Origin of the sequence: Streptococcus sp. SS4 (genome assembly GCF_030440125.1) — a bacterium.
GTDB lineage: Bacteria > Bacillota > Bacilli > Lactobacillales > Streptococcaceae > Streptococcus.
Genome location: NZ_JAQFJM010000010.1, coordinates 56,306 through 70,464 on the forward strand (window position 1 = coordinate 56,306; position 14,159 = coordinate 70,464).

The window sequence follows — 14,159 nt, forward strand, 5'->3', positions numbered from 1 at the left end:
CTAAATACTACTATGTTAGTACTATATCCTCCTAGACTAGAGCAAGTCTTCAATAAGTGTATCCACTTCGTCTTGCGCTTCTTCAATAGGTGTGATTTCAGTCACCATGATTCCCGCAACCGCACGTTCAACCAAGGCTTCAACATCCATACGACGTTCATATTGTTCAACGTTTTTGATTTTTGGATTAGTCTTTGGACGGTCAGGTGCAAAGATAGTACAGCAATCCTCAAAAGGTTGGATGGAAATGTCAAAGGTATCAATTTTTTGTGCCAAATCAATGATTTCCAACTTATCCATAGTGACAACTGGACGAATCACTGGCGTACATGTAACAGCATTAATCGCCTGCATAGACTCCATAGTCTGACTAGCAACCTGACCAAGACTCTCACCATTGATAATCACAAGACCTCGACGTTCTTCTCGAATGCGGTCAGTAATACGCATCATAAAACGACGCGTCAAGGTCATCAAATAAGCCTCAGGCGCTTTTTCTTTTATTTCCTCTTGGATTTCAGTAAAAGGTACTTCGATGAACTGGATATTACCACCAAACTTGGTCAACTTACGGGTCAAATCTTGAGCCTTTTTCAGTGCACCAGGACTGGTATAAGGAGGGCTTGCAAAGTGGACAGCTTCAATATCCACACCACGTTTAAGTGCAAGATAACCTGCCACTGGCGAATCAATCCCACCTGAAAGCATGAGCATTCCTTTACCGGCAGTCCCTACAGGTAGTCCACCTGCTCCTTTGACTTCCTCGTGAGAAATATAAGCCGCCTCGGCACGAATTTCTACCTTAAGGTTGACATCTGGGCCCTTCATCTGAGCCTTAATGTCAGGCAATACATCAAAAACTGCATTTCCTAAAGTAAGATTGAGCTCACGACTATCGAGAACAAAATCATGGTCACTACGTTTAGCAGTCACTTTAAAGGTAAGACCGTCACGATAGAGCCCAGTCATAATGTCTTGAACAGCCTTTTTCAAGACCTCGACATCTTTTTCAAACTTGTAAACAGGACTAAAGGCTTGAATACCAAAAATTTGCTTCAAAGACTCTGCTACTGGCTCATAGTCTGTACCGTTGAGGTAGATGTGACCACGGTCTCGGTCAAAAGTCACTTTAACATCTGGATAGATGGATAGAACATCCTTGATGTTATTTCTAAGTTTATTGATAAAGCGCATACGGTTTTTGCCCTTGGTAGACAATTCACCATAGCGAACCATAATTTCTGAATATGTTAGTGTCATTCCTTTTCCTTTTAAATTTGAATTTAGTTTTATTGTTTAATTGCTTAAATCTTGCTATCTCACTTTTTGTGTCTTGGCGTAGACCTGCTTGAAAATCGTGAGAAACTGTTCTACCTGTCCCATATCATTGTCATCATCAAGACTGATACGTACAGCCGTTTGAGCTAATTTAGTCGGAACACCCATAGAAATGAGAGTCCCTGCTGGTTTTCCCGCCTTAGATGAACATGCAGATGTCGTTGAAATATAGATTTGATGCTCTTCAAAAGCATGGACAATAACTTCACCACGAACACCCTTGATTCCAAAGGTCAAAATATTGGGCGCAAAGTCTTCACCCTCACCTGAGAAAATAGTAATGTCCTCATACTTAGCCAATTCGTCAAAGATAATTTTTTTCATCTTGGCAATTTTCGGAAGAGAAAACGCCTCTTTGTCAGTAACTAATCGCAAGGCCTTAGCCATACTCGCAATGCCAGCAACATTTTCAGTCGTTGAACGAAAGTCTTTTTCTTGACCACCACCGGTTAAGAGTGGCGTAATCTTTTTCCCTGCCTTTTTGTAGACAAAACCGACACCTCGAACAGCATGGAACTTGTGACCAGAAAAAGTTGCAAAGTCAACACGGTCTGTTAAATAAGCTGATACAGGAATCTTCCCAATAGCCTGAACAGCATCCACATGGAAAGATATCGTCGGCTCATCAGCCAATATATCCGAGATAGCTTGAATAGGTTGGATTGATCCGATTTCGTTATTAACGGCCATAACCGAAACCAAGATCGTGTCGGGGCGTAATAATCCAGCAAGTGCATTCACATCCACGAAACCTTGTGCATTTACGGGTGCATAGGACACTTCAAAACCATGCTCTGAAAGCCATTTAGCAGACTCTTTTACCGCAGGGTGCTCAATATCAGAAACAATGATGTGTTTGCCATAAGGTTCTTTTTCAAAAGCCACTCCTTTAATGACCCAGTTATCGCCTTCGGTTCCTCCAGACGTAAAGAAAATCTCATCGGCTGATTTTCCAATGAGGTCCGCAACTTGCTTACGAGAAGCCTCCAAAATACGTGTCGCAGATGTTCCTAATTGGTGCAGGCTGGATGGGTTCCCAAAAATTTTAGTAGCCACTTCTTGATAGGTTCTAAGTGCCTCTGGATAAGGCACCGTAGTGGCTGAATTATCAAAATAAATCATGATTTTTCCTCGATTTTTATTTACTATTTATTATAGCATAATTTTTTTAGCAATTTTTGCGAGAAAATCATATAATAGAAAGTACGAAATATTTTTAAGGAGAGCATCATGTCTGAAAATTACTCACGCCGTAATCATTCATCAAAAGAAGAAAAAAAATCTGCCCCAAAGGTGACTGAACACGTTACAAAAGGCTTCACTGCCTTCCAAAAAGTCCTTACTGCCGTCGGGACAATTTTGTCAATCATCGTGGCTTCAATCACCATCATGAATTTCACAGCCTCTAAAAATAAGGACACTTCTGATTCATCAGCCAATCAATCAACTGTAGTCATCAAAGAAGGCAATAATAAGACTCAAGAATCAAGCGCCGCTTCATCTAGTTATGGCAATGCGACTGATTCAGAAACACAAACAAGTAGCCAAGCAGGAACTAACGCCTATTCGTCATCTGCAGACACAACAACGGGTGGCAATACGACTACCTCTTCATCAGCAACTACTGCAGACACAACATCTGGCAATGCGACTACTGGTGGCGCAACAACTGGTGACGCCGCTTCTAACTAAGACATGTAAAAGGCTAGGAAAGACAGCCTTTTTTCTATAATCCTATGAACTATACAGAAACTCTAAATTTTATCCATTCTTTCAAGGGCAATGGCCGTCGCCCTCAACTCGAACGTATGCGTTGGCTTTTGAAACAAGCCGGAAATCCCCAGACTCACTTTCCAACGGTGCACATTGTCGGGACCAACGGTAAGGGATCAACAACAAGCTACCTACAAAATATCCTAACAAAGTCAGGCTATCAGGTCGGGACCTTTACCTCACCTTATATTACTCGTTTCAACGAACGTATTAGTATAAACGGTACAGAAATCCCTGACAAGGATTTGATTAGCCTTGTCGAGAAAGCTCAGGTTCTTCTTGATGATTTAGAAGAACACACTGCTTTTGACCGACCAACGGAATTCGAGTTGGTCACCTTACTCATGTTCCTCTACTTCGACCTTAAACAGGTTGATATGGCTATCATTGAAGCAGGTATTGGTGGACGTCTTGATTCGACCAATGTCCTTTCGCCAGAGCTTGTCATCTGTACTTCAATTGGCTTTGATCACACTGAAACCTTGGGCAATAGCCTTTTGGACATCTCCAATCATAAAGCAGGCGTCATGCGAGAAAACACACCTATCTTACTTGGTCGTGTCTCTGCAGAAGTTGAACATTTTTTCAACCAAAAATCACATGACCTACAAGCTCCTTTAGCCGTCATTGATAGGGAAATTCAGCTGCTTCCGAAAGACAACCAAACGATCCAAGTTTCTTATGACCATTGGGAAAGTCCAGATCTTAAGCTACCAATGCTAGGACGACATCAAGAAAACAATGCTGGGTTAGCTGTCACTGCTGCCCATCTCTTGACTCCAACATTTCCTAAGATTACTAATAAGAGCATTCAAGATGGTATTTGTGACACACACTGGCCTGGTCGTAGTGAGTGGATAGGAAACAATATTTATCTAGACGGTGCCCATAACCCTCAAGGAATTGCCAGCTTAAAACAGGTACTAAAAGATAACTTTACCAATCGTAAAATCCACATCCTCTTTGCAGGACTGAGACGAAAACCTTTAGCAAACTTACTAGAAGAATTGAAAGATTATGATATTACGGTAACCAGCTTTGACTTTTTTGAAGCACTGCCCTTGGATGACTATCCTCAAAACTTCAAATGTGCGGCCGACTATAGAGAATGGCTAGCAAAAGCTGAATCAGCAGATTCTGATGACCTATTTGTTGTCACAGGATCCCTTTACTTTATCTCAGAAGTAAGAAACTACTTATTAAACGAAAGAAAGACCTAAAGGTCTTTTTTATTGAGACAATATACAGTTACACACAAAATATAAGTTGTTATTTGAACACAAAGAAAAGTCTATCTATTTGGCTAGACAGACTTCACCTTTTTACCTCATCGTTACAAATTCTTCTGAACCGGTTGGATGAATGGTTTCCATGGCCAAAAAGGCTATGGAAATTCGCAAGGGACTTCCTTGCGATCACTTTCAATTGAGGCCATTCAGACATAAAGAAAAGTCTATCCATATAGGTAGATAGACCTCACCTTTTTATCTCATCGTTACAAATTCTTCTGAACCGGTTGGATGAATGGTTTCCATAGCCAAAAAGGCTATGGAAATTCGCAAGGGACTTCCTTGCGATCACTTTCAATTGAGGCCATTCAGACACAAAGAAAAGTCTATCCATTTAGGTAGACAGACTTCACCTTTTTATCTCATCGTTACAAATTCTTCTGAACCGGTTGGATGAATGGTTTCCATAGCCAAAAAGGCTATGGAAATTCGCAAGGGACTTCCTTGCGATCACTTTCAATTGAGGCCATTCAGACACAAAGAAAAGTCTATCCATTTAGGTAGACAGACTTCACCTTTTTATCTCATCGTTACAAATTCTTCTGAACCGGTTGGATGAATGGCAACCGTATTATCAAAATCAGCCTTAGTTGCTCCCATCTTAATAGCCACAGAGAAGCCTTGAATCATCTCATCGACACCGTAGCCAATGCCATGAAGACCGATGATTTTTTCATCCTCACCAAGTGTTACTAATTTCATAGTTGACGGCTGACGATTGTTTGCAAGAGCTGTATACATTGGAGTGAAACTAGATTTATAGACCTTGATATTCTCCGCACCATATTTAGCAATTGCTTTTTCCTCAGTCAAACCAACAGAACCAATGACTGGGTGGCTAAAGACCACAGTGGCTACATCAGTGTAATCAAGCTTAGCATCGGCTTTATTGTTGAAGAGTCGCTCTGACAATTGACGTCCCGCCTTGATTGCAACTGGCGTCAAATCTAGTTTACCAGTCACATCACCAAGGGCGTAGATACCAGGAACTGATGTATTTTCAAAGGCGTCTGAATAAATGTTACCTCGTTCAGTCAACTCAACGCCCGTCTTTTCAAGACCAAAGCCAGAGGTATTGGCTGCACGACCAATAGCCCAAATGAGGCAATCAACAGTGATCGTTTCTCCATTGTCAAAGCTAATGGTCAAAGAATCGTCAGCATTTTTCGCTACTTCTGTAGCATTAGCATGCGTGTGAAGGGTCGGACCTGATTTAGCCATTTCATCAACTAAAACATCAACGATATCCTTGTCAAAGGTACGCAATGGACGATCTTTACGCACAAAGAGGTGTGTATCACTTCCAAGAGCATTGAGAACACCAGCAACCTCAACAGCGATGTAGCCAGCACCAATGACAGCTGTACGTTTTGGCACCTCATCTAGTTCAAAGAAACCATCTGAGGTAATCCCATATTCACTACCTGGAATGTTTGGATAAAGGGCGTGACCACCTGTCGCAATAAGGATATGGGGTGCTGTATAAAGCTCCCCTGCTACTTCAACTGTATGAGGGTCAACAAATCTTGCATACTCGTATACACGTTCAACGCCATTGCTATCAAAACCACGCTCATAAGAACCATGGATACGGTCGATATAAGCCTGACGATTCGCCTTAAGCCTTGCAAAATCAAACTTATTAATTGTCACATCAAAACCATACTCGCCTGCATAACGGTGAAGGGTTTCAGCAACCTGAGCACCATACCACATGACCTTTTTAGGTACACAGCCCACATTGACGCAGGTACCGCCGACCTCTTTTCCTTCAAAGAGAATAACCTTAGCGCCGTGCATAGCAGCACGATTAGCACTGGCAATCCCGCCAGAGCCACCACCGATGACAATATAATCGTATTCTTTTACCATATTTTACCTCTTATGTTTCTTTATACAGCGTATTAGCTACTAGATAAGCCGTTTCTGCCTATACTTTATCATAAAATAGGTACCCTGACAAAAATCTGCTACGACACAAAAAACAACCCCGAACTCAACGAGATTGTTTAATCATATCTTATTTATCAAGTGGTTTGCGGAGGAATCCGAAAAGGATACCTGATACCACAGCACCAATCAAGATGAAGAGAAGGTAGAGAAGGGCATTTGATGTGAGGGCAATAACGAAGATACCTCCGTGTGGTGCCATCAATTTGATTCCTGCCATACCTACGAGAGCACCTGTAAGAGCTGAACCGACGATAAAGCTTGGGATAGCGCGTGCTGGGTCAGCTGCACCAAATGGGATCGCACCTTCAGTGATGAATGAGAGTCCCATAACGATGTTTGTCAAACCAGAGTTGCGTTCTTCTTCGGTGAATTTATCTTTAAATAAGAGTGTCGCTACAAAGACTGCCAATGGAGGAACCATACCAGCTGCCATAACTGCTGCCATAACAACTGAACCACCTGAAGTTACTGTTGCTGCGAGAGTACCAGTACCAAAGACATAAGCTGCTTTGTTGACTGGTCCACCCATATCCACTGCCATCATACCACCAACAAGGAGACCAAGTAATACGGCTGAGCTTCCTGACAAGCTTGACAAGAAGTTATTAAGACCTGTATTGATTGCTGCCATTGGGATATTCACTGCCAACATCAAGAAACCTGTAGCAAATACACCTAGGAGTGGCAATAGCAAGATAGAACGGATTCCTTCAAGAGCACGTGGGATACCTGCCAAGAGTTTACGAAGAACGAGGATAACACCACCTGCAAGGAAACCACCAACAAGAGCTCCAAGGAAACCTGAAGATACACCTGCAAGGGCAAGGGTTGCTTTACCACCTGAACCAAATGGAACACCACCAAAGGCTGCACCACTTGATGCGATAGCACCAGCTACAAAACCTGAAACCAAACCCGGTTTTTCAGCGATAGAATAAGCAATGTAACCTGCAAGTACTGGAAGCATGAAACCAAAGGCCGCACCACCAATTGCTTTGAATTGAGCAGCAATTTCATGGTAAGAACCAAGTTGTGACAATTGATCTTTAGGAACACCCATGATTTGGTCAAGCAAGAAGGCAAGCGCAATCATGATACCACCACCGATAACGAATGGGAGCATTTGTGATACCCCACTCATCAAGTGTTTATAGAAGGCACCACCGAGGCTCAATTTCTCACTTGATTCTTGAGCAGCTCCAGCATTTTCGGCATGGAAGACTTCAGCCTTACCATCCAAGATGTTTTGGATTAATTCTTGAGGTTGACGGATACCTGCTGCAACTGGTTTAGAAAGCAATTTTTTACCATCAAAGCGTGCTGTTTCAACTGCCTTGTCTGCTGCTACGATAACACCTACAGCCTTTCTGATTTCTTCAGCAGTCAATTGTGTTCCGACACCTGACGCACCGTTAGTTTCAACACGAACATTGACTCCCATTTCTTCACCTGTTTTAATCAGTGATTCTTCAGCCATGTAAGTGTGAGCAATACCAGTTGTACAAGCTGTTACAGCTACGATAAGTGGTTTATCGCTTGAAGCTGCTTCTTTAACAGCTTGTGCTTTCTTAGCTTCCTCAGCCTGTGCTTCTTCTTCACCCGTATTGAAAGCAGCAATCACTTCATCTGGAGAAGTCACCTTACGCAAACGATCTGCAAAACCATCTTGCATAAGATATTTTGACAACTCAGCAAGGGCTGCCAAGTGAGTGTCATTTGCTCCCTCTGGAGCAGCAATCATAAAGAAGAGGTCTGTAGGTTGACCATCAAGTGATTCGTAATCTACACCTTTATTAGATTTAGCAAAAAGTACTGTTGCTTCTTTTACTGCAGCATTTTTACTGTGTGGCATAGCGATTCCATCACCCAAACCAGTTGATGTTTGTGCTTCACGAGCCATAATACCTGCTTTGAAAACATCAAAGTCAGTCACAACACCGTTGTCAACCATGCTGTTAATCATTTCATCGATAGCAGCTTCTTTTGTAGTTGCTTGAAGGTCAAGCAACATTACTTTTTTGTTCAGTAAATCCTGAATTTTCATAGTTTTTCTACCTCTACTTTATTGTATGTTTCTTTAATAAATTCAATTGTCGCTAAGTCATCTGAGAAAGCCGTAGATGTTCCACATGCTACTCCCCACTTGAGAGCCTCAATTGGATCACCTGATTTAACAAACTCACCAGTGAAACCAGCAACCATTGAGTCACCCGCACCAACAGAGTTTTTTACTGTTCCCTTGATTGGTTTAGCAAAGTAAGCAGCCTCTGGAGTAACAAGAAGCGCTCCATCACCTGCCATTGAGATGATAACGTTCTGTGCACCCTTAGCAAGGATTTCACGCGCATACTTTTCAACATCAGCCAAACCATTAAGTTTGACATTGAAAATAGCTTCTAACTCATGGTTATTTGGTTTTACCAAGAGTGGTTGGTAAGCCAAGGAATCAAGCAAGGTTTGACCTTCAAAGTCACAGACAACCTGTGCACCAGTTTCACGCACTAGTGGAATCAATTTGTTATAGACCTTGTTTCCAAGATTGCTTGGTGCTGATCCAGCAAAAACAACCACATCATCAGCACTTACACTTGAAAGAACTGCTTCCAATTCAGCCAATTGATACTCATTAATGACAGGTCCTGCACCGTTAATTTCAGTTTCTTGGTCAGCCTTGATTTTAACATTAATACGTGTGTCTTGATCCACAGCTACAAACTTAGTTTTAATACCTTCTGCATCTAAACCATCTGTCACAAAACGTCCTGTAAAACCACCGATGAAGCCCGTTGCAGTATTATCAACACCTAAACGTTGCAAAATACGACTAACATTAATCCCCTTACCGCCAGCGAACTTATCATCACTCTCCATGCGGTTAACTTCACCAATCTCTACTTTGTCGATACGAACAATGAAGTCGATTGATGGATTCAGCGTTACAGTATAAATCATACTTCAATAACCCTCGTTTTCTCTTTTAATTCTTTTAGGAGCTCTTCTTCCGAAGCATTTGTAATTATGGTTACTTTCTCGACCTCGGCTACCTTAGCATAGGTAATCTGACCAAGTTTAGAGGCATCCGCTAGAACATAGGCTTTTTGCGCATTAGCTATAACCGCCCGTTTAATAACTGCCTCTTCCATGTCTGGTGTGGTGAAATAATTAGCATCAACACCATTAGCACCAATGAAAGCACAATCAAAATTCAGTTGTCTAATTTGCTCTTGAGCAGTACTTCCAATAGACGCATCCGTTGAATGTTTAACCTTTCCTCCAACAATCCTAGTGCTAACACCGAGATCTACCAGCTTAACCGCATGATGGATAGAATTAGTCACAACCGTTACCTGACGATTAGCCAAATGTGGAATCAAAAGTTCATTTGTTGTACTAGCCTCAAGAAAGACGACATCACCTTCCTTAATCAAATCGGCAGCATAACCAGCTAACTGAGCCTTTTCTTGAACGTTTCTAATAGCTTTTTGACTATTGGCAATTTCTTCCTTTAGACCATGAATACTTTCAGCACCGCCATGAACACGTTTAAGTTGGCCATCTGCCGCTAACTCGTCCAAGTCTCGACGAATCGTCGACTCGGAAGTATCACTTAACAAAACAGTTAGGTTTTCCAAAGTGACAAAACCATCTTGTTTCAACTGAGACAAGATAATCTGCTTACGTTCAGACTTTAGCATAATCTCTCCTTCTGTAATCGTTTACAAAAACTATTATACTAAATTTTTAATAACTGTCAACTAGAAACAGTCAAAAAAAATCAAAATATTTCATTATAAAATACTTATCTACCAAAATGACGCAATTTGATAAGAAAGTTCTTACATTTTCAAAAAGAATACCCCTTTCAGTATGAAGGGCAAAATAAAAAAGCCTTTCGGCTCTCTTATCTTATTTGGCATAGTCAACCGCACGGAATTCACGAATGACTGTAACCTTAATATTTCCTGGGTAATCCAAATTCTTCTCAATTTGTTCACGTACCTTATGAGACAAGATCGTAACTTCATCATCCGAGATTTTGTTTGGATGAACCATAATACGAATTTCACGACCAGCTTGAAGGGCGAAGCTTGTTTGAACACCGTCAAAACTTGATGCAATTTCTTCCAAATCACGAAGGCGTTTGACATAATTCTCAACCGATTCATTACGAGCCCCTGGACGAGCCGAACTCAAAGCATCTGCTGCAGCTACAATAACTGCAATAACGCTCTCAGGTTCTACATCGCCATGGTGGCTGGCAATAGCATTGACCACAACTGGATGTTCTTTGTACTTACGTGCAAACTCTGCACCAATCTCTACGTGGCTACCTTCGACTTCTTTGTCAATGGCTTTCCCCATATCGTGAAGGAATCCAGCACGACGAGCAAGGGCAACATTTTCACCCAATTCACCAGCCATGATGCCTGCTAGTTTACCAACTTCAACTGAGTGACGAAGGACGTTTTGACCATACGACGTACGGAACTGCAAGCGTCCCATAATCTTAATCAAATCAGGATGAAGATTCATAGCACCAATTTCGTAGGCTGCCTCTTCACCATATTCACGGATACGGTTATCCATTTCCTGACGGCTCTTCTCAACCAACTCTTCAATACGAGCCGGATGGATACGACCGTCCTTAATCAAGGCCTCGAGAGTCATACGTGCAATTTCACGACGAACTGGATCAAAACCAGAAAGGACAACCACTTCTGGAGTGTCGTCAATAATAACGTCAATACCTGTTAGACTTTCAAGCGTACGGATGTTACGCCCCTCACGTCCAATGATACGACCTTTCATATTGTCATCTGGAAGGTGAACAGTAGTTACTGTTTGTTCAGTAACATAATCTCCAGCCAAGCGTTGCATAGCTTGCGCCAACAAGTTTTTGGCCTTCTTATCAACAGTATCTTTAACCTGTGCTTCTGCATCTTTGATACGTGTTGCAATCTCATGAGTCAGATTATTCTCAGTCTCCGTTAAGATTACCTCACGCGCCTCTGCAATGGTCATCTGACCAACACGTTCAAGTTCAGCTTGCTTCTCAGCCTCCAACTGAGTCACATTCTCTTCACGCTCATTAAGATGTTTAGATTTGTCAGCAAGACTCTGCTCTTTCTTCTCGAGGGCAAGTTCTTTACTTGATAGATTTTCATCCTTACGGTCAAGGCTGGTTGCACGTTCTGTTAAACGATTTTCCATTTGTTTAAGCTCTTGACGTTCAGATTTGAATTCTTTTTCAATATCTTCTCGATATTTTCTAGCTTCCTCTTTTGCTTCTAACAAGAACTCTTTACGTTGAGCCTTACTTTCGCGTTCGGCAGTCACACGCAGATGATCTGCATCATGTTCCGCCTGACTGCGAAGGTTCACAGCGTCTTGTTCTGCCTTTAGCAAGGTAGTTTCTGCTTGTTCCTTAGCTTTGCTAAGTTTAATAGAAATTGCTAAATATCCAACGACTAAACCAATGAGTGCAAAGACAACTAAAATTATCATGTTTATCATGTCTTTACCTCAACTTTTCTAAGGTTTCCCTAAAGAAAACCGTCTTCTAGTGTATCATATTTATAGCTTTTTCTCAAATAAATACTAGAACTTTAAACTGATTTTGTGGTATCATAACTCTATTAGAATAGGGAGGTATTACCATGCCAAAAGACGTTACTGTTGAAAGTTTTGAACTTGATCACACTATTGTAAAAGCACCTTATGTCCGTCTTATTTCAGAGGAAGTTGGACCTAAAGGAGATATCATCACAAACTTTGATATCCGTTTGATTCAACCTAATGAAAACAGTATTGATACAGGTGGTCTTCATACTATCGAACACCTACTCGCTAAACTGATCCGTCAACGTATCGATGGCCTTATTGATTGCTCACCATTTGGTTGCCGTACAGGTTTCCATATGATTATGTGGGGTAAACAAGATCCTACAGAAATTGCCAAAGTTATCAAATCTAGTCTTGAAGCTATCGCTAACGAGATTACATGGGAAGATGTTCCAGGGACAACCATTGAATCTTGTGGTAACTACAAGGATCACAGTCTTCATTCAGCTAAGGAATGGGCTAAACTTATCCTTGAACAAGGTATCTCAGACCAAGCCTTCGAACGCCATACCGTATAAAAAACATTGGGGTATATCCCAATGTTTTTTAATATTTTCTAAAACGTTGATAACGCGCTTCAAGTAAGTCTTCTGTTGATAGTTGGCTTAATTCTGCCAACTCGTCTACAATTGCTGTCTTAATTGCTTCAATAATTTCACTTGTAAAGTAACCACGTTCTGGGATAACCTTATCAACGATTCCCATGTTAAGCAACTCGCCTGATGTAATCTTCATCAACTCTGCCGCCTCTTCTGAACGTGAGCCATCTTTCCAGAGGATAGTTGCAAATCCTTCAGGACTCAAGATAGAATAGATGGTATTTTCAAGCATCCAAACCTTATCGGCTACTGCCAAGGCAAGAGCTCCTCCCGAACCACCTTCACCAATGATAATGGCAATAATTGGCACCTTAAGGTCGCTCATTTCCATAAGGTTACGCGCAATTGCCTCACCTTGTCCGCGTTCCTCTGCCCCAACACCAGGATAAGCACCCGCAGTATTGATAAAGGTAACGACTGGACGACCAAACTTTTCAGCCTGTTTCATGAGGCGAAGAGCCTTACGATAACCCTCTGGATGAGGTTGGCCAAAGTTACGGTTGAGGTTATCTTGTAGGTTTCTACCTTTTTGGATACCCACTACAGTAACTGCTTGGCCATTTAAACGACCAATACCACCAATAATGGCACCATCGTCACGGAAATTACGATCGCCATGAAGTTCGATAAAGTCATCGAAGATTCCTTGGGCAAAGTCCAAAGCAGTTAAACGGCCTTGGTCACGCGCTTCTTTTAAAATACGTGCTACGTCGCTCATTGAACACCTCCATGGAATGATAAGAGTGTGGCAATGGTATCAGCCAACTCTGTACGTTTAACAATGGCATCAACAAAACCATGTTCTTGAAGGAACTCAGCCTTTTGAAAATCATCTGGCAAAGTTTCGCGAACTGTGTTTTCAATGACTCGACGACCTGCAAAACCAATCAAGGTTTGTGGCTCAGCTAAGATGATATCACCTTCCATGGCGAAACTTGCTGTAACCCCACCAGTTGTTGGATCTGTCAATACAGTCAAATACAACAAGCCAGCATTCGAATGACGTTTTACAGCAGCTGAAATCTTAGCCATTTGCATCAAACTCATGATTCCTTCTTGCATACGGGCCCCACCAGATGCTGTAAAAATAACAACTGGAAGTTTTTCCTCAATCGCATGTTCAAAGAGTTTAGTGATTTTCTCACCAACAACAGTTCCCATTGAAGCCATAATAAAGTTAGAATCCATAATGGCCAAGGCTGTTTTTTGCCCCTTGATAGTTGCAACACCAGTCACGACAGCTTCATCAAGACCAGTTTTTTCCTTAGTCGCTGCTAGTTTCTCCATATAACCTGGAAAATTCAATGGATTTTTGGTTTTAATGCCTGTAAACAGTTCTTGGAAAGATCCCTCATCAACTGTTAAATCGAGACGTTCTTTAGCGGAAATACGGAAGGTATAAGAACAATTTGGACAAATTTTAGCTTGTCCCAAGTCCTTTTGATAAATAGCTTGTTTACAACCAGGACATTTTGCAAAAAGTTCATCTGGAACTTCTGGCACTTGGTGATCAATCCCATTACGTACAGAACGGTTAGGATTGATACGGATATACTTTTCTTTTCGATCAAATAATCCCATAAAC

Annotated in this window: 12 protein-coding genes; 3 read left to right on the forward strand and 9 right to left on the reverse strand. The window is 41.6% G+C overall.

Annotated features, from left to right (window positions below; all coding sequences use genetic code 11):
• Positions 1 to 36: 36 nt before the first annotated feature.
• Positions 37 to 1,260, reverse strand: a complete 1,224-nt coding sequence (gene thiI / locus PCY16_RS09425) for a tRNA uracil 4-sulfurtransferase ThiI (RefSeq protein ID WP_107372579.1) — start codon at positions 1,258 to 1,260, stop codon at positions 37 to 39.
• Between the two features lie 54 nt (positions 1,261 to 1,314).
• Positions 1,315 to 2,460, reverse strand: coding sequence for a cysteine desulfurase family protein (locus PCY16_RS09430; RefSeq protein WP_175061058.1), 1,146 nt, complete (start codon positions 2,458 to 2,460; stop codon positions 1,315 to 1,317).
• A gap of 108 nt (positions 2,461 to 2,568) precedes the next feature.
• On the opposite strand from PCY16_RS09430, the gene PCY16_RS09435 reads away from it, so the two are divergent.
• On the forward strand, positions 2,569 to 3,030 hold the full coding sequence (locus tag PCY16_RS09435) for a DUF6556 family protein (RefSeq protein ID WP_156246379.1): 462 nt from the start codon (positions 2,569 to 2,571) through the stop codon (positions 3,028 to 3,030).
• Between the two features lie 44 nt (positions 3,031 to 3,074).
• The gene (locus PCY16_RS09440; protein WP_195414087.1) at positions 3,075 to 4,331 is read left to right on the forward strand and encodes a folylpolyglutamate synthase/dihydrofolate synthase family protein; all 1,257 of its coding nucleotides are present in this window, start codon (positions 3,075 to 3,077) and stop codon (positions 4,329 to 4,331) included.
• Positions 4,332 to 4,919: 588 nt separating this feature from the next.
• On the opposite strand, the gene gorA is transcribed toward PCY16_RS09440, so the two are convergent.
• The 5 genes from gorA to PCY16_RS09465 all read right to left on the reverse strand — a co-directional run bounded on the left by gorA (position 4,920) and on the right by PCY16_RS09465 (position 11,867).
• Positions 4,920 to 6,272, reverse strand: coding sequence for a glutathione-disulfide reductase (gorA, locus tag PCY16_RS09445; RefSeq protein WP_195414086.1), 1,353 nt, complete (start codon positions 6,270 to 6,272; stop codon positions 4,920 to 4,922).
• Positions 6,273 to 6,420: 148 nt separating this feature from the next.
• Positions 6,421 to 8,397, reverse strand: coding sequence for a fructose-specific PTS transporter subunit EIIC (locus PCY16_RS09450; protein ID WP_155164337.1), 1,977 nt, complete (start codon positions 8,395 to 8,397; stop codon positions 6,421 to 6,423).
• Entirely contained in the window at positions 8,394 to 9,305 is a 912-nt protein-coding gene (gene pfkB, locus PCY16_RS09455) for a 1-phosphofructokinase (protein ID WP_002885581.1), read from the reverse strand. Before pfkB ends, PCY16_RS09450 begins: the two co-directional genes overlap by 4 nt.
• Positions 9,302 to 10,048, reverse strand: coding sequence for a DeoR/GlpR family DNA-binding transcription regulator (locus tag PCY16_RS09460; protein ID WP_060933618.1), 747 nt, complete (start codon positions 10,046 to 10,048; stop codon positions 9,302 to 9,304). Before PCY16_RS09460 ends, pfkB begins: the two co-directional genes overlap by 4 nt.
• A 211-nt stretch (positions 10,049 to 10,259) precedes the next feature.
• Entirely contained in the window at positions 10,260 to 11,867 is a 1,608-nt protein-coding gene (locus tag PCY16_RS09465; RefSeq protein WP_045001922.1) for a ribonuclease Y, read from the reverse strand.
• 143 nt (positions 11,868 to 12,010) lie between these two features.
• Between PCY16_RS09465 and PCY16_RS09470 the strand changes: the two genes are divergently transcribed.
• Positions 12,011 to 12,493, forward strand: a complete 483-nt coding sequence (locus PCY16_RS09470; protein WP_002885585.1) for an S-ribosylhomocysteine lyase — start codon at positions 12,011 to 12,013, stop codon at positions 12,491 to 12,493.
• A 28-nt stretch (positions 12,494 to 12,521) separates the two neighbouring features.
• On the opposite strand, the gene PCY16_RS09475 is transcribed toward PCY16_RS09470, so the two are convergent.
• Together PCY16_RS09475 and accD are read right to left on the reverse strand one after the other, a co-directional pair.
• On the reverse strand, positions 12,522 to 13,292 hold the full coding sequence (locus PCY16_RS09475) for an acetyl-CoA carboxylase carboxyl transferase subunit alpha (RefSeq protein ID WP_002886662.1): 771 nt from the start codon (positions 13,290 to 13,292) through the stop codon (positions 12,522 to 12,524).
• Positions 13,289 to 14,155: an acetyl-CoA carboxylase, carboxyltransferase subunit beta gene (gene accD, locus PCY16_RS09480; RefSeq protein ID WP_080611217.1), complete on the reverse strand. Its 867-nt coding sequence runs from the start codon at positions 14,153 to 14,155 to the stop codon at positions 13,289 to 13,291. Before accD ends, PCY16_RS09475 begins: the two co-directional genes overlap by 4 nt.
• Between the last annotated feature and the right edge of the window lie 4 nt (positions 14,156 to 14,159).